Here is a 22,662-nt window from a genome sequence, read left to right as displayed (position 1 = left end):
TAAGCTTAATCCTTCTTCTTAAATCGAGGAAACCAATCATCCAAAATGGTGTATAATACCGGCACAACAATCAAACTGAGGATAGTTGAAGTTACGAGTCCACCTGCGATCGCAACAGCCATAGGCGATCGCAATTCTGAACCAGCGCCCAAACCCAAAGCGATCGGTAGCATCCCTAAAATAGTGGCGGCGGTGGTCATCATAATTGGTCTGAGGCGCACTTGTCCGGTGTTCAGGATTGCCTCGGTACGGTCTAAGCCAGCGTTGCGTAACTGATTGATGTAATCCACCAGCAAAATAGCATTTTTATTTGCCAGACCGAGCAAAAAGACGAAACCGATCAGTGAGATCATCCCAAAGTCACTCTTGGTAATTAGTAGTGCCAACATTGCCCCTACTAGTGCTAAAGGCAAAGAGAAACCAATCACCAGAGGGTCTACCCAGCTTTTGAACAGCAAAAATAGTACTATGACAATACACAGGGCAGATAGAGCTAAAGTACTGCCAAAACTGCTAAAAACCTCGCCTTGGCTAGCAGAGTCTCCTCCTAAATTTAAGGAAACATTAGGGGGTAACACCGCCTTAGCTTCAGCTAACACTTTGTCAGTAGCATCACCCAAGGATAGATTCTTGCCAAGATTAGCACTGATGTATGCCACACGCTGATTATTCAGATGCTCGATTTGAAAAACCGTACCCTGTGGATTTGTTTCACCTGTAACTGTGACATCGGCGAATCCGGGTATTCTCTGAATTTTTTCTTTAATTGTCTTGACTGCTTTGCTCAAGGCTTGGAGATCGTTACCGCGTAAAGCTATTTCAAGGGGTTTTTGACCGCCAGAATCGACAAATTGAATATCTTCGACACTGGTAGTTACTCCAGAAAGAGCAGGTAATGAGGAGCGGAATTGGTCTTGTAGTTCGGCAGTGGTGATTGAGCGATCGCGCTTTAATTTTATATATAGTATCCCTTTGTTCGGCTCACCTTCACGAGAACCAACAGTGGTAAATACCGTTTCAACTGTCGGTGATTTTCTCACAACCTCTTCTAGTTTCTTTGCAACCTCAAGAGAATCGGTTAAGGGATTGGGGATTGGGGAGGGGGATGTTACTTCCTCATCTCCCCTTACTTCCTCATCTCCCCCTACTTGCTCATCTCCCCTACTTTCTAAATCGGGGATACTCGGTAAAGGAGCGGTATAAGCAATATTAAATTCGCCGCGATCGAGTTTGGGAATAAAGCCTTTGGGAATTAGTGGAATTAGTGCTATACCTACAATGAAGCTGAGGACAGCTAACCCGATAACTATCTTGCGGTGATTCAAAGACCAACTTAGCAAGTTTCTGTAAGATTGGGTAAACGCTACCCAGATTTTTGCTTCCCGATGCTCTGAGAGTGAGGATTTAGGTTTGAGCCAGTAAATAGCCAGAACTGGAGATAAAGTCCGAGCAACTAGCATTGAAGCAAGCATTGCGGCTGAAACTGTAATGCCAAAAGGCTTGAAGAATTGACCGATTACCCCACCCATCAAACCTATTGGCAGAAAAACCGCTACTGCTGTCAAGGTGGCGGCGGTGACTGTCAACCCAATCTCATTTGTAGCTAAAAGCGCGGCTTGGCGAGGAGTTTCTCCATCTTCTACATGTCGCATGATGTTTTCCACATCTACGATCGCATCATCAACAATACTACCAATCACCAAGGCTAAAGCCAGCAGGGTAATTGTTTCCAGGTTAAAGCCGAAAATCGCCATAACGATAAATGTCGCCAACAATGACGTAGGAATCGCTAAGGCAGAGATTAGGGTGGCTCGCCAATTCCATAAAAAAGGAAAAATTACTATGATGGATAACAAGACTGCTTCCATCAGCGCATCGATAGTTGACTGTGTGGCTCGACGGATATATTCTGCTTGAGTGGCAGCTAAAGTGAGTTTGACATCCTTCAGACTAGAGCGCAGTCTTTGGACTTCTTTTTCAACTCGACTCACTACTTCTAAGGTGTTAGCAGTACCGCGTTTGATTACCTGAAATGCGAGTGCATCTTGCCCATTAAACCGGACTAATGTTGCCCCTCCTTCAGGGATAGCTGCACTTATATTAGATGGATTTAGGGGAGGAGTTGCAGTAGCACCACCTAACAGTGAGACTTTCAGGACACCTGGCAGTTTAGCGATCGCACTCACAATCTCGTCTTTCGCCAACTTTGTCAAATCTGTAAGATTCCGTGTCGAACTCTCTATGGCATAGCTAATGGCGGCTGACTCGTTTAAATTCAGGGGAATAATCTTAGAAGTCCCTCCCTGAGGTAGAGTCAACTGCTTAAGGGCAGTTTCGACTTGTTTAGTCGATGTTTCTAAATTCGTCCCAACGGCAAAAGCAAGGCTAACGGCTGTTTGACTAGGATAAGTGGATGAGCGGATTTTCTCCAGTCCTTTTAGGGAGTGGAGGCGTTCTTCTAAAGGTTTAGTAAGCTTCGCCTCGGTATCCAGAGCAGTTGTCAGGGGGGCTGTAGCATTCACAACCACTACTGGAAAGGTAATATCTGGAAACAAAGCATACTTGAGGGAACTGAAAGCCAGAACACCAGCTACCGTTACGGCAATCCAAAAACTCACCGTCAGCCACGAAAATTGAATCGCCAATTTGGAAATATTGAAGAGTTCTCGTGCGGATTTGGAGTTATGAAGCTTTACCATCTTGGAAAATTATCGTGTGGGTGACACAATTATTTAGTCATGCTACAGCAATCACCTTCGGTTTGCGAGTTTTGATGGTCACAAAACGGCAATATTAGTTATTGTGACCCAGATGTGGCAAAATTTTTAATACAGAATTGAAACTTGGTTCTGTCGAGCATCAGGAATTATTCTGTCGGAGTACAAACTGCGACAAGCTCAGTGACCATCGTAGACATCGCTCTTTAAGGTAGAGAAAATTTTGCCAAGCTCGCCTACTTCTACCCAAACGCAAACTTGAAACTGTCGAGAGGGCTAGTGCCTAATTTTTTGCCCATCAACACAATTCTGGTACCTCAGGGAGCAGAATATAAAGCTGTCTGTCGCGGATTACGTGGCGTTACTGGTTCGATCCCAACCATAGTAGCCATACCTGTTGGGATGAAGCCTTTACTTAAATACCTACAACAAGGACAATTTTTAGCTCCATCCAGGGTGCTGATTATGGGTATCTGTGGCAGCTTGAGCGATCGCTATACAGTTGGTGATATTGTCTTGTATCAAGATTGTATTTACCCTGGAAAACTGCAAGAATGCGATCGCCCTTTCACAACACAATTACACTCTGATATATCACAAAAAGCTTCATTAGTCAAGTGCCTAACAAGCGATCGCCTGATTTGGTCTGCTGCCGAAAAACGCCGTTTGGGTGAGACATTCAAGGCTGATGTTGTTGATATGGAAGGGTTTACTGCCCTAGAGTTTTTCAATGCAGCTGGGGTGGAGGTGGCAATGCTGCGAGTAGTCAGCGACGATTGTCAGCATAATATCCCCGATCTGACACCAGCAATTAATGATGGCTCATTAAAGCCTTTTGAGTTAGCGATCGCAATGCTTCGACAACCTCTTGCTGCGACGCGGCTGATTCGAGGTTCATTAACAGCATTAAAGGTTTTAGAGCAAGTTACAAATCGGCTCTTTTCTGGCAATAAACTCGAATAATCTGTTGCGTTTTTAATTGCACACTTACCCGTAGGGTAGTCAAAAGCCATTATGAGGATGTTTAGAAAGGATTAAATTGTGCCGCATTAGCCGCAGAAAAAGCTCCGCTAGCAATTACACCTACCCGGGAGCATCCCGTCAGGTGCAAAAACTTTGTGTTTGCCCTCATCTCATCCCCTAACCTATCCCCCATCATATGGGATTCGGGGAACTAGAATTATGTCTCCCCTCTCCCATCTGAAGGGAGAGGGGCTGGGGGTGAGGGAAAAGATTTAAGCACTCATTCGGATGCTCCCCACCTACTCTGACGGACCCGACTGTAAATGCGAGCGAAATGGATTAAAAAGTAGCCATTGCAACTAATTCAGATAATTTTTGAGTTTTAATCCCCAAAAACTTGAATTATTCCTTAAATAAACGAGATTTAACACCAGAAGCCACACCGAGAGCGGCAAGTCCCAGTAGACCGATTACCGCAGAAGATTCAGGGACGGGTGATACCTGAATGCTAGTAGTTGAACCTAAGAAAGTATAGATATCAGTATCTCTGTTATACAGAAAGAGGTTGTAATCAGTGCTACCTGCTGCAACAAAAGTACCACTGGGATCGACGTTATTCCCGATGAAGTAGTACGGATTCTGACTAGGCGACTCCGTGTTAATATTTAATGCTAGAAGGTTAGGAGTTAGAGAGTTATCGTAATCCAAACGCAAAAATGCATTAGTTGAGATGCCGTTTATAGCCTCACTACCACTTTGAAGAAGTGTATTGGTGGAGTCGAAAATTGATAGGGACGTAGATTGTAAAAATTGAGTTGTGAATGGAACTGATGGAAAATTAGGATTACTTTCTGAGAAAGAAGGCAAAGTACCACTTTTCGTCGTAAATGAGCCTTGGGCGGAATAGCCGTTAGTGAAACTCCCGTTGAATATGAAGTCTGCGGCCTGAGCTGATGAGACAGAAAACATCAACGGAATCGATGAAAAAGCCACCGTTGCCAGCAAGACAGAAAATTGTTGAACTTTCATGGAGAAAACCTTCGTTTTTTTGACTTAAGAAATTGCAAATAATCCTGGTTTGAGCAAAACTTCCACTAGTACAATACTGAAAATAGAAATTGTTTTATTTAAAGTTTTTATGAAGCAATACTCTTGGGTTAAGGCTAAACTGTACTCATTAATACATTGCATTTAGCCTTTTCCTACATTGACTGAACGACAACAGATACTTTATTACCAAGATCATTATTAAAGGCTAAACCCGTAACATACCCGACAAAAGAATTCCTTTATAAATAGTCTCTAATAACTACTGGCAGTGTAACAATCAATACAAGTCAGTTTTAATTATAAAATTGTTTGTAAAATAAGTTTTACAGAAACTTTATCGTTATAGATATTAAATAGAAAAAAAATTGGGAAGCATAATATATAACCTTATCAGGGTTGGGTTCCATAAGAGCTTATTCCACTAAATTGCGAACCAAAAATCCTTTTTTAGCAGAATAGCTCGGAACTAGTTAACCAACTATCAAACATCATTTATGAAACTCAATCAGAAGCTCTACCTCTACTCGTTCTTAGCTAATTTTGCATGGCTCAAGAAAAGTTACACCGCTAAAATCATGTTGGTGGCATTTTTGGGTACTCACGTACCACTTTTGACTTTACTACTGAGTTTCGTCATCTCAAACTCCTATTCTTTGGAGATGGCGGCGCGAGTTATGATAATTGCTCTGTTGGCGACGTTAGCGGGTACAGCCGTCACCCTCTATGCACTAAACCATCTCCTCAAACCGGTTATTTTGACATCTGCAACATTGCAAAATTATCTCAACAGCAAAACCTTACCTGAATTGCCCACAGAATTTGCTGATGAAGCGGGTACATTGATGGCAGATACCTCACAAACTCTTCATAAATTAGATGAGTTAATTCACTACATCAGTAATTATGATGACTTGACAGGATTGCCCAATCGTGATTTATTCTGCGATCGCCTCCATGAAATCCTATCCAAACCTGAAAACAACCAGCGCCTTGTAGCTGTCTTTTTGCTGAGTATTGATGATTTCACTGGTATAAGTCATGGATTGGAGCATGAGACAACAAATTTGTTGTTAAGAGCAGTTGCCCAGAGGTTATCAACCTGCATAGCCCAAACAGATATGCTTGCCCATTTGAGTGGAGATGAATTTGCCCTTGTCCGAATGGAGATTTATTCTATTGAAAGTTTGATTAAGCTATCTCAGCTGCTCTTAAGTACCCTGAGCAAACCTTTTTCTGTTGAGGATAACTTGATTCATATCACCGCCAGCATTGGGATGACAATCAATGGCATCAACAACCGCAATAGCGTAGATCAACTCTTGCAACAGGCTCACATAGCCCTTTACCAAGCAAAGCAGCAAGGGCGTAGCCAATACCAATTCTATTCGCCAGAAATTAATGCTCAGTTGCAGGAACGACTGACATTAGAAAATGAATTACATGGGGCGCTTGAGCGCAACGAAATGCTGGTTTATTATCAACCTCTAGTTGATTTACATAGCGGGCAAATTACAGGTGTGGAAGCGTTGATTCGCTGGCAGCATCCTACTTTAGGGATGATTTCTCCAGTAAAGTTTATTCCAATTGCAGAAGCCAATGGTGCGATCGTACCAATTGGCGAATGGGTTTTGAGAACTGCTTGCGCTCAAACCCGTGCTTGGCAGCTTGCTGGATTTACCCCAATTCGGATATCTGTGAATCTGTCAGCTCGACAGTTTGAACAACCGTATCTGGTTGAAGTTATCAACCAAATTCTTGAGGAGACTGAACTCCAACCATCTGATCTCGAACTAGAAGTAACAGAAAGCTTCTTGATGGGTAACATTGAGCGATCGATTAAAACCTTAAAAAAATTACGAGAACTGGGTATATTATTGGCTCTAGACGACTTCGGCACCGGTTATTCCTCCCTGAGCTACTTGAAGCGCTTTCCTGTAAATATACTGAAGATTGATCAGTCATTTGTGCATGATGTCATGTCCAATCCTGATAGCGCTGCCGTCACCAATGCCATTATTGCCCTCGCAAAGAGCCTCCGGTTAACTATCACGGCAGAGGGTGTAGAAACCCAAGAACAGCTTGACTACCTTAAAATGCAGGGATGTGAGGAAGGTCAGGGTTACTACTTTAGTCGTCCTGTCCCTGCTGATATAATTGCCCCGATGTTGCAGAAAATTTCTCAGCAGATTGAGACGATTGCAGCATAGGTAGATGTTTAAGCGAGAAAGTCATTTTAATTTTGATATAAAACGTCGTAAGAAAAAACCTCGCCCTGCCTCCGGCTTCCCTCTCCAAAGTATCGGAGAGGGATTGAGGGTGAGGTTTTATATTTAATTTGACCCACTTACTTATTTTTTTATTTGGAAGAACTCCAAAAAATAAACTATCCAATTTCTGGACTTCACCACAACTTTCCCTGCCCCCTAACCCCATTAGCTCCTCATTGCCAATAACCGCACCTTTACAGACGGACACCACTACCGCCATTAAGATTAAAACCTCTTAACCTTTCGTTACACTAAAGACATCGAGAAGGACAATAAGCAAACCTCTCGAAGCTGAAATCAAAGGTGAACGACATGAATGGCACAATTCGCGTTGGTAATCTCTTCGGAATTCCCTTCTATATCCATCCGTCATGGTTTTTAGTTCTGGGTTTAATAACTTGGAGCTATAGCAGTGGACTGGCGGCACAATTTCCCCAATTGTCTGCGGGATTAGCTTTGTTACTAGGATTGATGACTGCGCTGATGTTATTTGCCTCTGTCGTCGCCCATGAATTAGGCCACAGTTTTGTTGCGATTCGTCAGGGTATTGATGTCAAATCTATCACACTGTTTATATTTGGTGGTTTAGCTAGCTTAGAAAAAGAGTCGAAAACCCCAGGTGAAGCTTTTTGGGTAGCGATCGCAGGGCCTTTAGTTAGCCTACTACTATGTGGTATCGTTACAGCTATTGGTGTTACTACTGCTGCATCAGGGCCGTTAGCTGCAATTCTTGGTGTTTTAGCTTCTGTTAACTTGGCATTAGCCCTGTTTAACCTGATTCCTGGCTTGCCCTTAGATGGCGGAAATATACTGAAAGCCATCGTGTGGAAAATTACAGGCAATCCTTATAAAGGTGTGACCTTTGCTAGTCGAGTTGGGCAAATCTTTGGTTGGGTAGCAATTCTTTCAGGTGTACTTCCGCTAGTATTATTTGGCAGCGGCGGTAACTTCTGGAACTTGTTAATTGGCTTCTTCTTGTTGCGAAATGCTGGTAATGCGGCTCAATTTGCCAGAGTGCAAGAAAAACTCACAGGTTTGACAGCCGAAGATGCAGTAACCCATGATAGCCCGATTGTATCTGCTAATCTTACCCTGAGAGAGTTTGCCGATGAGCGAGTTATAAGTGGGCAGAGCTGGCATCGGTTCTTAGTGACTGATGATGATGGACAATTAGTAGGTGCGATCGCTATTGATAATTTACGAACCATCCCTACAGCACTGTGGTCAGAAACTCAAGTAAAACAAGTCATGCGACCAATTACCGAATCTACCACAGTTCAATCCGATCAACCTCTTTTGGAAGTCATGCAGCTACTCGAACAACAAAAGCTATCTGTGCTTCCCGTGATTCGTAAGAATGGTGTCCTAGTTGGAATCTTAGAAAAAGCTGCAATTATTCAGCTACTTCAAAGGCGAACCCAACCTAACCCTGCATAATAATTACTAATTTGTAATTCGTAATTCGTAATTAATAAGACTTACGCAAAATATCTCTCAAACTCTGATTTCTCTGTGTCCTCCGTGCCTCTGCGGTTCGTTATTCCATAACTCTTGCGTAAGTCCTAATTAAATAGGAGTTATGCAAAAGTACACGCGCTCTGGGGCAATTCATGAATTGCCCCTACTACGGTTAAAGGGAAAGGGATCATAAAACCTTTCCTTTTGCCGATTTTAGAATTAGATGGGGTTAAGAGCAACAGATAAATTCCAACTTCCTGCCTTCTTCACCATCTCTGCGGTGAGAACACGTTGCCAAGTTAATTCTTTTGTACTATCATTCCAATGCCAGCGTAATAAATTAGCGGGTTGACTCTTGACAATTCCTGGTAAACCAATTGCTTTTCTCGGTGCATTAGTAGCTAGTAAAATCGCACTTTCTACGTCACAAATTCCCCACTTAACCAAATTCTGTACTCCCACCAATAAGGGTAAAGTAGTCCCCGACAAAGTGCCATCTGGCAGTCGTGCCGTACCCTTTTTAACTTCAATTTGCCGAGTATCCCAAGGATACACCCCATCGGGTAGCCCCAGAGGTGCGAGGGCATCGCTGACGAGGAACAGCCCTTTTTCGTAATTACTAGCGCGAAGTAAAATTTGCAGCATCGTCGGCGAAACGTGTTCACCATCAGCAATAAAACCACACATCACATCAGGATAGGTAATTGCTGCCCCTAATAATCCTGGTTCGCGGTGATGTAATGCTGGCATGGCGTTGAAAGCATGAGTTACCATCGTTGCACCTTCCTCAAAGGCACGTTGCGCTTGGGCGGCTGTTGCTTGAGAATGTCCTAAACTGACAGTAATTCCTAGAGAACGCAAATATGGAATTACTTCACCAGTGGGATCTAATTCTGGTGCTAAGGTGATAACTTTCACGAGCATTGGATAATTACCCAAAACCCGCTTTACCCGATCAATTGTTAGGGGTAACAAATACTCTGCTGGGTGTGCGCCGCGCTTTTGGAAATTCAAAAATGGGCCTTCTAGATGTACTCCCAGAATCTTGGCACCAGCTTGTTGAGTGGCGATAACTTCAGCAATAATAGCAAGCGATCGCTGAATATTTTCGATTGAAGTTGTCACAAGTGTTGGTAAAAATCCATCTACCCCAACATTCCACAAAAATTGTGAGATTTTCTGAAGTATATGAGCATTTTGGGCCGTCAATTCGGGAAATGCCAAACCCAACGCACCGTTAATTTGCAAATCAACGCCGCCGAGAGAAATCCAGTCACCTGCTACATCTAGTAGAGACGTACATCTGTGCATCTCTACCGTACCCATTGGCAAGATTTGCTCAATTATGCCCTCTTGATTAACCAAGAGCATCTGCAAATCTTTGTAACCAGGCACTCTAGCATTGATAATATCTACAGGATTTTGTCTTGCTTGGCTCATCACACTGGCTAGGGAATAATTAAACCTGACCCGATTTTAGATGCAACAATCAGTAATTAATCCAAAATCCAAAATCCAAAATTCTATGACTCCCTTAGTTGGTATTATCATGGGCAGCGATTCCGATTTGCCTACCATGAAAGACGCGATCGCAGTTTGTGAAGAATTTGGCGTTGAAAGTGAAGTGGCGATCGTTTCTGCTCATCGTACCCCAGAACGGATGGTACAATATGCTCAATTTGCACACCAACGCGGTATTAAAGTAATTATTGCTGGTGCCGGTGGTGCTGCCCATCTGCCGGGAATGGTAGCGTCTTTAACTCCACTTCCGGTTATTGGTGTTCCTGTACCCACCCGTAACTTACAAGGTGTTGATTCTTTGTATTCTATTTTACAAATGCCTGCGGGGATTCCTGTAGCAACAGTGGCGATCGGTAATGCCAAAAATGCCGGACTTTTAGCAGTACAAATTCTCGCAACTCATCAATCAGAATTGCTAGAAAGAGTACAGCAATATCGCCAAACCTTATGTGAATCAGTAATTGCAAAGCAAGTAAAACTAGAAGAATTAGGCTACGAGCAATATTTACAGCAAATGTCTAAGTAATTCGTAATTCGTAATTCGTAATTCGTAATTCGTAATTCGTAATTCACGCCATCTGGGACTTATTCTTAAAACCCCGCTTTCATTCCTCTCCCTAAATCTCTCTCCCAAATGCTTGAGAGGGACTTTGAAATTCTGGCTCCCCTAATCCCAGATTTAGGATTCGGGGTTGGGGGATGAGGGCAAATCCTTTTCATCATGGAAGAACTATAGGTTTCAAGATAGACGTGGTTTAATTTAGGACTTACGCTTTCAAGGCACTGAAAGCCTTGATTACTGGTAGGGGCAATTCATGAATTGCCCCTACATTTCGTACTTTATGCCTAAGTCCTATAATTGTTGGGGATTATTGGGGATTATTTGGAATATCTCAGGCTTAAATTCTAAGATTGAAGCGATCGCTCCAGAATCAAGGCAGCATTCTGAAGTATCTTGATTTTGAGGCCGTAGTCAAAAATTGTAGAGCGACAACATCCATGTGTCAATTGCTCGGAATGAATTGCAATGTTCCAACGGATATTTGCTTTTCTTTTGAAGGGTTTTCTGCACGGGGAGGAAAAACGGACGATCATAGCGATGGTTGGGGCATTGCTTTCTTTGAAGGAAAGGGATGTCGAATGTTTTTAGATGCTCAACCTTCTGTTGCTTCTCCAGTAGCAGAGTTTGTGCGGAGTTATCCCATCCACTCAACCCATGTCATAGCCCATATCCGCAAAGCTACTCAGGGTGAAGTTGCCTTACACAACTGCCATCCTTTCCGTAGAGAATTGTGGGGTCAATATTGGGTGTTTGCCCACAACGGTAATTTGCCAGATTTTGAACCAGAAAATTTGGGCTTTTATCAAGCTGTAGGTGATACCGATAGCGAAAAAGCATTCTGTATGATGCTAGAAACATTGCGATCGCGCTTTCCTGGGGGTAAGCCTGACATCAAAAAACTGTATCCTGTACTGCAAGAAATTACTGCTGTAATTGCAAAATTGGGTATATTTAATTACTTATTATCAGATGGAGTCCACCTTTTTGCTTATTGTTCAACCAAACTCAGCTACATTGTCCGCCAAGCGCCCTTTGCAGCTGCCCATTTAATTGATCAAGACATGACGGTAGATTTTCGAGAGGTGACTACAGAACGCGATCGCGTCGCTGTCATTGCTACCACACCCCTCACTGACAACGAAGTTTGGACACAAATCCAACCGGGAGAATTACTTGTTTTTCAGGATGGACTGCCTCTGAAATATGCATTCAGTTAAAAATCTGATCCTGTTAAGGGATTTAAAAATTAACCAGAAATTTTCCCATTTAGATACTTTCTAAATGGGTTTTGTTTTTCATAGTTAAGCGATACAACATTACATCACCAGGTGTAGAATCGGTGTCAACAAAAGCCTATAAATAGCTTAAATGTTGGCTTCCTCACCCGCCCTGAACTAAAGTTCTTTGGCTTTTAACTAAAGTCTACTAAAGTGAACCAGGACTTACGCTTTCAAGGCAGTGAAAGCCCTGATTTACCGTAGGGGCAATTCATGAATTGCCCCTACATTTCGTATGTAATGCGTAAGTTTTATAGACTAAAGATTTTTGGTTATTATATTTAGTTTCCTGTTGATAACTTTGCGTCCAAGATCAATCCCACGTTTAAAAACGTGGGTTCCCTTCAGCATAGCTGCCTTCGTACTTCTGCCTTCTGAATTGATACATCAGGTAGCCAATTGCCATGCCTACGGCGGTCACTGAACGCAGCCGTTAGCAAAGCGTTTCCAAGAGTTGTGCGGGCTGTTCGGTGTCGCAACTTGATAGTTGAAAACAAAAACATTTCTAATTCCTCACAAAACTGGTAGAATCACCATATTCTTGATAAAGAATGTGAGGTTTTTTGGTGTTTGCAAGTAGATACATGGAATCATCCAGTATTATAAACACTATATAACTGTATTCCCATCAATTATCTGTAGATTTAGCGGAGAAAATAGGATGAGTTTGTGGCAACGCCCACTGAAAAGGTTAAAAGCGATCGCTGAACATAGAACGTATCGGTTCAGACTAAATTCGCTCAAAAGCTTTGTATCGCTCTTTTTAGCAGGGACTGTATTGAGTGTGGCGCTTGCCGCCTGCTCTGGTGGAACAGCGAATAATTCTTCCTCTCAAAGCCCTAGTGCTACTCCTATCGCTGCAACTAAGGATAATGTTGAACTAACTCTGGTTTCCTTTGCAGTTACCAAAGCGGCTCACGAAGCAATTATTCCTAAATTTGTCGAACAGTGGAAGAAAGATCATAACCAAACTGTCGTCTTCAAGCAAAGTTATGGCGGCTCTGGTTCCCAAACTCGCGCCGTTATCGATGGTTTGGAAGCAGATGTTGTCCACTTGGCACTAGCTGGAGACACTTCAAAGATTGAAAAGGCTGGATTAATTCAACCAGGATGGGAAAAAGAAGTTCCTAATAATGGTATTGTCTCGAAATCGGTGGCAGCATTAGTCACCCGTCCAGGAAATCCGAAAAACATCAAGACTTGGGAAGATTTATCTAAAGACGGTATCAAACTAATTACCGCCGATCCGAAAACATCAGGAGTCGCTCGCTGGAATTTCTTAGCTCTTTGGAATTCAGTGATTAAAACTGGTGGAGATGATGCGAAAGCGACTGAATTTGTTAGCAAAGTGTACAAAAACGTACCTTTATTAACTAAAGATGCTCGTGAAGCTACTGATGCCTTTTTCAAACAGGGTCAAGGTGATGCCCTGATTAACTATGAAAATGAGATTATCTTGGCAGAACAAAAGGGTGAAAAGTTGACTGCGATTATCCCTGATGTGAATATATCTATCGATAATCCGATCGCAGTGGTAGATAAAAATGTTGATAAGCACGGTACGCGTGAAGTTGCCGAAGGTTTTGTCAAATATCTATATACTCCAGAGGCTCAACAGGAGTTTGCAAGATTGGGATTCCGACCGGCGGATGATACTTTGACCTTAAGTAAAGAAGTTGCAGACAAATTTCCGAAAGTGAAAACTTTGGGTACAGTTGCAGACTTCGGTGGTTGGGATGGAATCAATAAGAAGTTCTTCGCTGATGGAGCGATTTTTGACCAGATTCAAGCCAAGAAAAAGTAATTCGTAAGTAAGTGGGTCAAATTAAATATAAAACCTCACCCTGCCTCCGGCTTCCCTCTCCGATATTTTGGAGAGGGATTGAGGGTGAGGTTTGATCTTATATTTAATTATGCCCACCTACTTAATTTGTAATTTTCTTTGTGTTCTTTGCGGACTTTGCGGTTCGTTTTTCTTTCTTGTAAGTAGGTAGGCAAGATAAAACCAAACTATGTAACGAAAAGTAAAATCTCTGTATTTGGCTCGTAGTTGCGCTTTAGCGCATCTTTATCCGGATGCGCTAAAGCGCAACTACGAACCAGTGATGATTATTTGCGCCCACTTACTTAAATATGGTTTAGCGCATCTTCATACAGAATTGGTATAACAAAAAACTTTTTTGAATGCGTGATTTTTGATTTTTGAATTCGGAGCGAAGCGACGTGACGACTGTATCTCCTTCTGTGGAAGTTGAACGCAAAATGCCATTCTGGAAGAAATTGGGGCAGGTTCCCTGGACTTGGCGAATCACCATAGGATACCTGACAGTGATGTTGTTTATCCCCATAGCTGCCATGTTCCTGAAAGCGAGTACGGAACCTCCGGCGAGATTTTGGGCGATCGCAACCAGTGATATCGCATTAGCCACTTATAATGTCACTTTTGTGACAGCAATACTTGCAGCCCTGCTCAATGGCGTATTTGGTACTCTAATTGCCTGGGTTCTAGTTCGCTACGACTTTCCCTTAAAACGCTTGATTGACGCCACAGTAGATTTACCCTTTGCACTACCAACTTCGGTAGCAGGGTTAACACTGGCAACAGTTTACAGCGATAAGGGCTGGATCGGTTCGCTACTAGCACCACTAGGAATTAAGGTATCTTTTACCCGGACGGGAGTAGCGGTAGCAATGATATTTATCTCACTGCCTTTTATCGTGAGAACTGTGCAACCCGTGCTTCAGGAAATGGAACATGAAATTGAAGAAGCCGCTTGGTGTCTGGGTGCTTCTGAATGGCAGACCTTCTGGAAAGTGATTTTGCCACCTTTATTTCCGACAATTTTAACTGGTGTTGCCTTGGGTTTCTCTCGTGCAGTTGGGGAATATGGTTCGACTGTGATTATTTCTTCCAATACGCCCTATAAAGATTTGATCGCACCTGTGTTGATTTTCCAACGGTTAGAGCAGTATGACTATTCTGGTGCAACAGTAATTGGCATAGTTTTACTATCCATTTCATTGGTACTACTATTAGCAATTAATTTCTTACAAGCATGGGCGAGGCGATATGACAGTAGATAAGCCAAGTTTTCACTCATCTGCATCTGATACACATACGCCCAAGGTTAAAGAGCAAAAGAGTTGGGTGCCAATAGTTTTAATAGGGATAGCGATCGCTTATTTAGCCCTAGTTCAATATATCCCAGCAATTAACGTTTTTGTCCAAGCCTTTAGCAAAGGAGTTGGGCCGTTTCTATCCAACCTGACGCGCCCAGCTTTTCTCCATGCAGCTTGGTTAACACTGTTATTAGCTGTGATTTCTCTACCATTAAATACAGTATTTGGTTTATGTGCAGCTTGGGCGATCGCTCGTCATAAATTTCCTGGACGCGCCGTAGTTTTGAGCATTATTGACCTACCCTTTTCCATCTCGCCCGTAGTCGCAGGATTGATGATTGTGCTACTTTACGGACGCAATGGCTGGTTTGGGCCTTGGCTCCAGGCTCATGATATCAAGATTGTCTTTGCCTTTCCAGGTATGGTGCTGGCTACAGCCTTCGTGAGTATGCCCTTTGTGGCGCGAGAAGTAATTCCTGTTTTAGAAGAGTTTGGTAAAGATCAAGAAGAAGCTGCTAGAACTCTAGGTGCAAAAGATTGGCAGATATTTTGGCGCGTCACTTTGCCTAGTATCCGTTGGGGTTTACTCTACGGTTTAATTTTGACCAATGCCAGAGCAATGGGTGAATTCGGCGCAGTTTCGGTGGTATCTGGCAACATTGCTGACCAAACCCAGAGTCTACCACTGTTTGTAGAAGACGCTTACAAACAATATGAAACTGAAGCTGCCTTCTCTGCGGCTGTACTGTTAGGTTTGCTAGCAGTAGTAACCTTAGTGCTGAAGGAGATTCTGGAACGGAAAACCCGCATTAAAGATGTTGAATAGAAAAATCAAAAGATTATAGTTATCCTTTGAATAGGATACAAGCAAATCATGGGACATGGTACGATCTACTTAGTACCTATCAGGAAATTACCGTTAGGGTTAAGAGTAGTTGTGTACCAATCCCGATCAGGGATTGAAATAATTCAGATATGGCTACTGACAATACACTTACCAACAAACGAATTCGACTAAGAATTCCTAAAGACTATCACCAGGAACCTGTAATTTCTCGCCTGGTATCTGACTACGGACTAACTGTGAATATCACCGCAGCGATTTTAGGAGCAAATGCTGTCGGTGATGGTTGGTTTGACCTGGAATTACAAGGAACAGATGCACAAATTCAAAGCGGGTTAACCTATCTCCGCAACTTGGAATTAGAAGTCTGGGATGACACTAAAGCAAGTGATTGGTAAGTAAGGGTAAGTACTTCAGTAGTTAATATCAGGACTAAAGTCTTTACTACCAACTTATTTATCCACCAAAGTTACCTTAATTTAAACTATGCTAATTCACTACCTCTATCTAAAAAAAATTATTGGATAGAGGTGATTGTGAATTTAGCTAAATTCATTACTAACGTTGATAGTGACCGCGAATCCATACCTTCCGATGATGTATTCTCTCCCAATGCCCAGGAATCCATCTTTGATGATGATGCCCACCAAGATTGATTACTAATGCTGATGCCTGTTTTGGCATAGCAGTAATGAACAGTGGTAAAGCAACTAATATACCTGCAAGCATCCGTTTCATAACTAGTTTTCCTTTGTTCAACTATCTGGGATTAAGTCAGTTAAATTCTTCGTGAGTTCATATTCTGTAATTTAACTGATTTATAAATTTAGACTGCTGCTTTTTCCAAAAGGTTTAATTTAGTTGATGTCAATCTGGTGTTATTGATATGTCTAATTTATGTACTACCGCTTTCACCTCAAGCTGCTCTACGTAAAGTGAGCAGCTTGAGGTGAATTTACCCATTGTTTTTTCTGATTTTTGTGGTAAAATATTTTACATAACAATTAAATCTATTAAATCGATAGAGTTACCGTAGTTAAATAAAAGCCAAAAAGATGAAAATCTCTATGGGGCCGACATCCAACCAGGCAGGGCATCAGCAAGATTCTCTGTCGAACCCAAGGATTGCGTAGGCACAGCCCACCGTAGGTATCGCTATTGGGAATTAATCTGATGTCTCAGAGTAAATCTGTAGAAGCGGCTTCAGTCCACAGTCGAATTCTCGTGCCTCAGAGGTATCACAGGCAACCTGTAATTTCACGGCTGGTGTCTCGTTATGGTTTAACCGTCAATATCAAAGCTGCATCCTTGACATCCGACAGTGACAGCGATGGGTGGTTTGACTTGGAACTTTCGGGAAATCCCCAAAAACTGACAAATAGCCTATCTTACTTGCAAGGATTGGGAGTGAATTTGCTGGAATTAGCGTAGGCGTAGCCCGTCGTAGACATCGCTACCCAAATTCAACCCAACCAGCCCTCTTTAATTTTCCCACATCCAGCTAGCATGAGTCCTAAAGACTCTGCATGGCTGACAAATCAATGGCAAGAACAATTCCAGCAATGGATTTCTCTCGGTCAAACCAGTCGATTGCGCTTGCAACTGTGCGTCTTAAAATCTTATTACGAGGAACCGGTAATTTCCGAGTTAGTTTCTCGTTATGGACTAACAGTCAATATCACCAGTGCTAGACTTCAACCCGATACCGAAGATGACGGCTGGTTTGATTTGGATTTGTGGGGGAGAACAAAACAACTCTACTCTAGCCTGAGTTATTTAGAAAAACTGGGGCTATCAATTTGGTTGGATTTGTCTAGCGTTTAGGGACTGACAATAAATAATTCCTCAAATAAACGAACTACAAGAGACACAGAGAGAAGTTGCGGGCGCGGGTTAAGAGCGTTGAGCATTCCCTCACCCCCAGCCCCTCTCCCGTAATGTGGGAGAGGGGAGACATAATTCTAGTTCCCCGAATCCCAAAGATGGGAGAAGGGGTTAGGGGATGAGGGCTATCAAGGTTTTTGCACCTGACGGGATGCTCCCTAAGGAGGAGAGAGTTTTTTGCCCAGTTTTGTGGGTATTTTTTATTTGAAAGTTCTTTATAGCGATGTCTTCGACGGGCTATTCGGCGTCGCTAATTTATAAAATAGTCACTATCCAATGGCAGCATTAAATAACCATCAAACCAATTCCCAAACCAGATTATCACTGGTTTCTTCAGTTTCCACAAAAAGCCAAGTCACCCAAATTCGTCTGCGGATATATATTCCTAAATGCTATCTGCAAATACCTGTGATTTCGCAGTTAATTTCTCCTTACGGCTTGGTAGTTAATATTACTAAAGCTATGCTACAACCAAATACAGATCAAGAAGCATACTTTGACATTGAACTGCGGGGAACAGAGGCACAAATCTCTCGCGGTCTGGCTTACCTGGAATCCCTGAATCTAAGAATTGTGGGTAAGCCGAATGCTGACGGCGATGGCTGGTTTTGCTAAAATAATCTAAATTTCGTAGTACCAAATTTCTTCTTCTCGTAGCACAATTCGATGCAAGGAAAGACGAGCAATCAGTCCCTCTTGCTCAAACTGCCCAAGAATACGAGTGATAGTCACACGAGTTGAACCAAGCATTTCTGCCAGGTCTTCGTGAGTCAGACGCATATCTATTAAACGTCCTTTTTCAACTTCCGAACCAAACTTTTTAGATAACCATGCCAACAACTTGATCAGCATGGTTTCGACTTTTTTATGGCTACGAATAACCATCAATTCTTGAGCCTGGTGAATATGGGTAAGTAGAGTTTCTGTTAGTTGAGTCCATTCCTCTAGAGATAAAACCGTCGCCTCTACTTTAGTTAGGCATTCCATTTGGTAAGGATCTAATTTTGACAAAGCCTTACCAACGACATCTCCAGGTCCCCACAATCCCAGAGCGACGGTTGTACCATCTTCTAGATAGGTAAAAGTCCTGATAAAACCCGTTTCAATCTTCCAAAGTCCGTTTTGATGCTCTGGCAGAAATGACCTACGGGCAAAAACTTCTTTAGTATTATTACTTATTGAGCTAGATAAAGTTGTGTACAAAGCCACCATGCTATATAAAACTATTCTCCGATAAATTAACCGTAGTATTATATTTATATCAGGTTATGAGAGGCTATGAATATTTTAAAGAGGGGAGTTAGGAGTTAGGAGTTAGGAGTTAGGGGTTAGGAGTTAGGAGTTAGGAGTTAGGAGTTGGGAGTTAGGAGTTAGGAGTTAGGAGTTAGTATTTTTCCCCTGCCCCCTGCCCCATGCCCAAAATTAAATTCCTGCACCATCAAGAAAATCTTCAATCATTCCATCAGAATTTTTGCTCTTAGGGTTGTCGGTTGGTTGCTCGTCAAGCTGTGTTGGGGACAAACTTGATTTTTGCACTTCCTCAAACTGTTTTTCTAGTGCCTTGACGCGTTCAAATAAAGCGCGGATGACTTCAGCTTCTACGTCGCGGACTTTATCATGATCTAGAAGATTAGTAGACGAGTTATTCTGACGAGTTACGCGCCCTGGAATCCCCACTACGGTAGTGTTACTGGGGACATCTCGTAGCACTACAGAACCGGCTCCAATACGGACGCGATCGCCAATTTGAATATTTCCCAATACCTTTGCACCCGCTCCCACAACTACATCAGAGCCTAAAGTTGGATGGCGTTTGCCGGTTTCTTTCCCTGTCCCGCCAAGGGTGACACCTTGATAAATTAGGGCGCGATCGCCCACGATCGCTGTCTCGCCAATCACTACTCCCATCCCGTGGTCTATAAACACTCCTTGGCCAATTAATGCTCCAGGATGAATTTCAATTCCGGTTAAAAACCTACTAATATGAGAGATGAGCCTTGGTATAAAAGGAATTCCAATTTTATACAGCCAGTGGGCTAATCGATGAAACACTAAAGCTTGGAGTCCAGGGTAACAGAACAATACTTCTAGCCAGTTACGGGCTGCTGGATCACGCTCAAAAATGGTTCGCAAATCAGTTAGTAGCATACTCTATTAAGGTTTTCGTTGGTAAGTGAGGCTCTGAAAACAGAAACTCAGGATAATTCCCACTAAAAGATCAGGTTATTTATGGGAATTGTGTAGGATAATAATCTACGGTAAGCCGATAGGATAAAGTGTTTTTGCGGGTAGTTAAGTGGGATGCTATCACATTCCACACTTGAAAAAAATTAATTTCGCCTAAACTGCGATAAGTCCCCCAATTCACCGTAGTATGTTGAGTACAGTCTTGAATAGCCAAAACTACGCTCTCTTGGATTTGTCTTCCAAAGTGGAATACGCACTGCTAGCACTCTTAGAACTGGCAAGCCACCACGGAAAAAAGCTTCCTCTAACCATGAGCGAGATCACTGCCAAGCAACCCATACCTGAGCGCTATTTGGAACAAATTTTGACCAACCTCCGGCGTGCTGGTGTGGTGCAGAGTCAACGCGGCTCTAAAGGAGGTTTCGTTTTAGCTCGTGAACCTTGGCAGATTACAATACTTGAAATTGTCACTTTGGTAGAAGGCGAGCGCAAAGAGAAAGATACCTCTGACTCTTTGACTCTAGAAAAGACTCTGGTTTATGAAGTTTGGGAGCAAGCTAACGCTGCCTCAATTGAAGTTTTGGGTCGTTATACACTACAAGACTTGTGCCAGGAAAGAGAAACTCGCGCACAGCAAAGTCCGATGTATTATATTTAGACACGACGGAGTACCCAGATGCGGATAGCCAAAGATATCACAGAGTTAATCGGCCGAACTCCTTTAGTTCAATTAAATAAGATTCCCCAAGCTTCAGGAGCGGTTGCTCAGATTGTGGTGAAGCTAGAAAGCATGAATCCAGCATCTTCTGTCAAAGACAGGATTGGTGCGAGTATGGTGGAAGCGGCGGAGGAAGCAGGCTTAATTCACCCTGGAAAAACCGTTTTAGTAGAGCCGACTTCTGGAAATACAGGAATTGCGCTGGCGATGGTAGCAGCCGCTAAGGGTTACCATCTCATTCTAACGATGCCTGACACAATGAGCCACGAAAGACGATTGATGCTCAAAGCTTATGGCGCTCAACTAGAGTTAACGCCAGGGGTAGAAGGGATGCGAGGAGCGATCGCTCATGCAGAGGAGATTGTAGCTAAAACGCCCAACGCTTATATGTTGCAGCAGTTTCGCAACCCTGCTAACCCAAAAGTTCACGCCGAAACCACAGCCGAAGAAATTTGGAATGATACCGATGGAGAGGTAGATATTCTCGTAGCGGGAGTGGGTACTGGTGGGACGATTACTGGAGTTTCAGAAGTTATTAAAAAACGGAAGCCAAGTTTTCAAGCGATCGCAGTTGAACCAAGCAACAGCCCAGTATTAGCAGGCGGTAAATCAGGCCCTCACAAAATTCAAGGTATCGGCGCGGGATTTGTCCCAGCAATTTACCGTTCAGAACTGGTAGATGAAGTGATTCAGGTAGCAGATGAGGAGGCGATCGCTTATAGTCGTCGTCTCGCAAAAGAAGAAGGATTACTATCGGGGATTTCTACTGGTGCTGCGTTATATGCTGCTATTCAAGTAGCACAACGACCAGAAAATGCAGGTCGTCTAATCGTGATGATACAGCCCAGCTTCGGTGAACGCTATCTCAGTACTTCACTGTTTAAAGACCCAGAGGAGAATGAGTGGTTAAGTAAAGTTTAATTTTTAGATTTTAGGGATTTCTAAAAAATAAATTATCTAGTAGGGTGTATTAACGCGACAGCGTAACACACCTATTATCTGTTAAGTGGTGCATTACGGCGTTAAACCTAACGCACCCTACGATTATTAATTGAATATTTTTTTAATTGGAAATCCCTGATATTGTCATACCATTTCACTTTAATAATGATACAAATACCTTGGTAGTGGCTTGTCTTTGCCATGCCCTTACGATAAATCTATATATATCAGAATTTTCGTGAATTAATATCACTCACGGATCAATCCTTTTTCTGGAAACCGATTTTTTAGATTTAGATTTTTCATCTAAATTTAAAATTGACTTGATTATCTACTAGAATTTTCACCAATTTCATCTATAACTTCATTATTTTTTACTAAAATAACCAAACACAAACAACTAGCAGCTAGCTTTATAAAACTCAAAGCTTCACTTTTTAATACAATAAAAGCGCCTAATCCTATCAGAACAAAAGGCACAAGATTATTAACGTAGCGAGTCAATATATCAGCTATGACTTTGTTGTTAGTTAATTTGTATGCCACATAGCACCAAACTCCTAACAATAGAAAAAATAATCCGATAATTACCAAAAAACTCTTTAAGTTAGAGCTAGCAAATAAAGGCACATAGATACTAATATTATCACTACCATTGGCAATTGTAACGGCTGCCACACTATAAGCTTGGGGAGAAAAAAAACTATTAATTGTTGAGGCTTCAGCTTCTTGTGTTGCAGCTACAACTTCTTTTGATGAATCTGCTTCCCGATTCACTAAACTACTGATACCGATGGAAATTGGTACTAAACCAAGTAATCCAATCCAGTTTTTTGATAAAACTAACCCACCAAATAAACCAGGAAGACTAAGAATTAACAGAACCGTAAAACCGAGAAACTGACCAGCAACTATATGCCTGCGGCGAAAGGTAGCATTTATTTGAGAAAAAAACAATAATAAAATAACAATATCATCAATGTTAGTGGCAATGAATGCGATCGCCCCTGTAGTAATCGCAGTAAAAAACTCGTTCATATTTTCAGATAAACATAGATATGCTTTTATCTTGCAGGGAGCATCTCACCTTTGCAAATATACCTGGCGATTAGAAATCGCGGCTATACAGACAAAAGCTACCGATCCTGGGTT

Annotated in this window: 23 protein-coding genes; 15 read left to right on the top strand and 8 right to left on the bottom strand. The window is 42.3% G+C overall.

The window, feature by feature from the left end; all coding sequences use genetic code 11:
* Positions 1–5: 5 nt before the first annotated feature.
* Positions 6–2,699 carry an efflux RND transporter permease subunit gene (locus tag V7K73_RS09825; protein ID WP_334879404.1) on the bottom strand — a complete coding sequence of 898 codons (2,694 nt, stop codon included), beginning with the start codon at positions 2,697–2,699 and terminating at the stop codon, positions 6–8.
* Between V7K73_RS09825 and V7K73_RS09820 the strand changes: the two genes are divergently transcribed.
* Together V7K73_RS09820 and V7K73_RS09815 are read left to right on the top strand one after the other, a co-directional pair.
* On the top strand, positions 2,669–2,797 hold the full coding sequence (locus V7K73_RS09820) for a hypothetical protein (RefSeq protein ID WP_334879432.1): 129 nt from the start codon (positions 2,669–2,671) through the stop codon (positions 2,795–2,797). The genes V7K73_RS09825 and V7K73_RS09820 overlap by 31 nt on opposite strands.
* Positions 2,798–2,996: 199 nt before the next feature.
* Positions 2,997–3,680, top strand: coding sequence for a 5'-methylthioadenosine/S-adenosylhomocysteine nucleosidase family protein (locus V7K73_RS09815; RefSeq protein WP_334879402.1), 684 nt, complete (start codon positions 2,997–2,999; stop codon positions 3,678–3,680).
* A gap of 402 nt (positions 3,681–4,082) precedes the next feature.
* Here the strand turns inward: V7K73_RS09815 and V7K73_RS09810 are convergent, their stop codons facing one another.
* The gene (locus V7K73_RS09810) at positions 4,083–4,709 is read right to left on the bottom strand and encodes a hypothetical protein (RefSeq protein ID WP_334879401.1); all 627 of its coding nucleotides are present in this window, start codon (positions 4,707–4,709) and stop codon (positions 4,083–4,085) included.
* Between the two features lie 515 nt (positions 4,710–5,224).
* Between V7K73_RS09810 and V7K73_RS09805 the strand changes: the two genes are divergently transcribed.
* Positions 5,225–6,937: a putative bifunctional diguanylate cyclase/phosphodiesterase gene (locus V7K73_RS09805; protein ID WP_334879399.1), complete on the top strand. Its 1,713-nt coding sequence runs from the start codon at positions 5,225–5,227 to the stop codon at positions 6,935–6,937.
* A 372-nt stretch (positions 6,938–7,309) separates the two neighbouring features.
* Positions 7,310–8,434 carry a site-2 protease family protein gene (locus V7K73_RS09800; RefSeq protein ID WP_334879397.1) on the top strand — a complete coding sequence of 375 codons (1,125 nt, stop codon included), beginning with the start codon at positions 7,310–7,312 and terminating at the stop codon, positions 8,432–8,434.
* A gap of 240 nt (positions 8,435–8,674) precedes the next feature.
* Here the strand turns inward: V7K73_RS09800 and nagA are convergent, their stop codons facing one another.
* Positions 8,675–9,895 carry an N-acetylglucosamine-6-phosphate deacetylase gene (gene nagA, locus V7K73_RS09795; RefSeq protein ID WP_334879395.1) on the bottom strand — a complete coding sequence of 407 codons (1,221 nt, stop codon included), beginning with the start codon at positions 9,893–9,895 and terminating at the stop codon, positions 8,675–8,677.
* A gap of 85 nt (positions 9,896–9,980) precedes the next feature.
* Here nagA and purE point away from each other — a divergent pair, with 85 nt between their 5' ends.
* Together purE and V7K73_RS09785 are read left to right on the top strand one after the other, a co-directional pair.
* A complete protein-coding gene (gene purE, locus V7K73_RS09790) occupies positions 9,981–10,502 on the top strand; it encodes a 5-(carboxyamino)imidazole ribonucleotide mutase (protein ID WP_334879431.1) in 522 nt (173 codons plus the stop codon).
* A 473-nt stretch (positions 10,503–10,975) separates the two neighbouring features.
* Entirely contained in the window at positions 10,976–11,755 is a 780-nt protein-coding gene (locus V7K73_RS09785) for a class II glutamine amidotransferase (protein WP_334879393.1), read from the top strand.
* A 404-nt stretch (positions 11,756–12,159) separates the two neighbouring features.
* On the opposite strand, the gene V7K73_RS09780 is transcribed toward V7K73_RS09785, so the two are convergent.
* Positions 12,160–12,318 carry a hypothetical protein gene (locus V7K73_RS09780; protein ID WP_334879391.1) on the bottom strand — a complete coding sequence of 53 codons (159 nt, stop codon included), beginning with the start codon at positions 12,316–12,318 and terminating at the stop codon, positions 12,160–12,162.
* 158 nt (positions 12,319–12,476) lie between these two features.
* Here V7K73_RS09780 and V7K73_RS09775 point away from each other — a divergent pair, with 158 nt between their 5' ends.
* The 4 genes from V7K73_RS09775 to V7K73_RS09760 all read left to right on the top strand — a co-directional run bounded on the left by V7K73_RS09775 (position 12,477) and on the right by V7K73_RS09760 (position 16,177).
* Positions 12,477–13,619 carry a sulfate ABC transporter substrate-binding protein gene (locus V7K73_RS09775; RefSeq protein ID WP_334879389.1) on the top strand — a complete coding sequence of 381 codons (1,143 nt, stop codon included), beginning with the start codon at positions 12,477–12,479 and terminating at the stop codon, positions 13,617–13,619.
* 458 nt (positions 13,620–14,077) lie between these two features.
* Positions 14,078–14,899: a sulfate ABC transporter permease subunit CysT gene (gene cysT, locus V7K73_RS09770; RefSeq protein ID WP_334879429.1), complete on the top strand. Its 822-nt coding sequence runs from the start codon at positions 14,078–14,080 to the stop codon at positions 14,897–14,899.
* Positions 14,886–15,761 (top strand): sulfate ABC transporter permease subunit CysW, encoded by an 876-nt coding sequence (gene cysW / locus V7K73_RS09765; RefSeq protein WP_334879387.1) that lies wholly within the window; start codon positions 14,886–14,888, stop codon positions 15,759–15,761. The genes cysT and cysW overlap by 14 nt, the downstream gene beginning before the upstream one ends.
* 149 nt (positions 15,762–15,910) lie before the next feature.
* On the top strand, positions 15,911–16,177 hold the full coding sequence (locus V7K73_RS09760; RefSeq protein ID WP_322676627.1) for an NIL domain-containing protein: 267 nt from the start codon (positions 15,911–15,913) through the stop codon (positions 16,175–16,177).
* Positions 16,178–16,337: 160 nt separating this feature from the next.
* Here V7K73_RS09760 and V7K73_RS09755 read toward each other — a convergent pair whose 3' ends face one another.
* Positions 16,338–16,517, bottom strand: coding sequence for a hypothetical protein (locus V7K73_RS09755; protein WP_334879383.1), 180 nt, complete (start codon positions 16,515–16,517; stop codon positions 16,338–16,340).
* A gap of 435 nt (positions 16,518–16,952) precedes the next feature.
* Here V7K73_RS09755 and V7K73_RS09750 point away from each other — a divergent pair, with 435 nt between their 5' ends.
* The 3 genes from V7K73_RS09750 to V7K73_RS09740 all read left to right on the top strand — a co-directional run bounded on the left by V7K73_RS09750 (position 16,953) and on the right by V7K73_RS09740 (position 18,278).
* Positions 16,953–17,210 (top strand): NIL domain-containing protein, encoded by a 258-nt coding sequence (locus V7K73_RS09750; RefSeq protein WP_334879381.1) that lies wholly within the window; start codon positions 16,953–16,955, stop codon positions 17,208–17,210.
* A 75-nt stretch (positions 17,211–17,285) separates the two neighbouring features.
* Complete coding sequence (locus V7K73_RS09745; RefSeq protein WP_334879379.1) at positions 17,286–17,603, top strand: NIL domain-containing protein; 318 nt, start codon at positions 17,286–17,288, stop codon at positions 17,601–17,603.
* A gap of 336 nt (positions 17,604–17,939) precedes the next feature.
* Positions 17,940–18,278, top strand: coding sequence for an NIL domain-containing protein (locus V7K73_RS09740; protein WP_334879377.1), 339 nt, complete (start codon positions 17,940–17,942; stop codon positions 18,276–18,278).
* 6 nt (positions 18,279–18,284) lie between these two features.
* Here V7K73_RS09740 and V7K73_RS09735 read toward each other — a convergent pair whose 3' ends face one another.
* Both V7K73_RS09735 and cysE read right to left on the bottom strand, forming a co-directional pair.
* Positions 18,285–18,875, bottom strand: coding sequence for a Crp/Fnr family transcriptional regulator (locus V7K73_RS09735; protein ID WP_334879375.1), 591 nt, complete (start codon positions 18,873–18,875; stop codon positions 18,285–18,287).
* 210 nt (positions 18,876–19,085) lie between these two features.
* Positions 19,086–19,811 carry a serine O-acetyltransferase gene (cysE, locus tag V7K73_RS09730; RefSeq protein WP_334879373.1) on the bottom strand — a complete coding sequence of 242 codons (726 nt, stop codon included), beginning with the start codon at positions 19,809–19,811 and terminating at the stop codon, positions 19,086–19,088.
* A 226-nt stretch (positions 19,812–20,037) separates the two neighbouring features.
* On the opposite strand from cysE, the gene V7K73_RS09725 reads away from it, so the two are divergent.
* Positions 20,038–20,508: an RrF2 family transcriptional regulator gene (locus V7K73_RS09725; RefSeq protein WP_196523857.1), complete on the top strand. Its 471-nt coding sequence runs from the start codon at positions 20,038–20,040 to the stop codon at positions 20,506–20,508.
* Between the two features lie 18 nt (positions 20,509–20,526).
* Positions 20,527–21,489 carry a cysteine synthase A gene (gene cysK / locus V7K73_RS09720; protein WP_334879368.1) on the top strand — a complete coding sequence of 321 codons (963 nt, stop codon included), beginning with the start codon at positions 20,527–20,529 and terminating at the stop codon, positions 21,487–21,489.
* 348 nt (positions 21,490–21,837) lie between these two features.
* Here cysK and V7K73_RS09715 read toward each other — a convergent pair whose 3' ends face one another.
* Positions 21,838–22,548: a cadmium resistance transporter gene (locus V7K73_RS09715; protein ID WP_334879365.1), complete on the bottom strand. Its 711-nt coding sequence runs from the start codon at positions 22,546–22,548 to the stop codon at positions 21,838–21,840.
* Between the last annotated feature and the right edge of the window lie 114 nt (positions 22,549–22,662).

The sequence above is a fragment of the Nostoc sp. genome (assembly GCF_036916975.1).
Classification (GTDB): domain Bacteria; phylum Cyanobacteriota; class Cyanobacteriia; order Cyanobacteriales; family Nostocaceae; genus Nostoc.
Note: the sequence above shows the minus strand (reverse complement) of the source record. Positions and strands in the feature narration are given on the sequence as shown.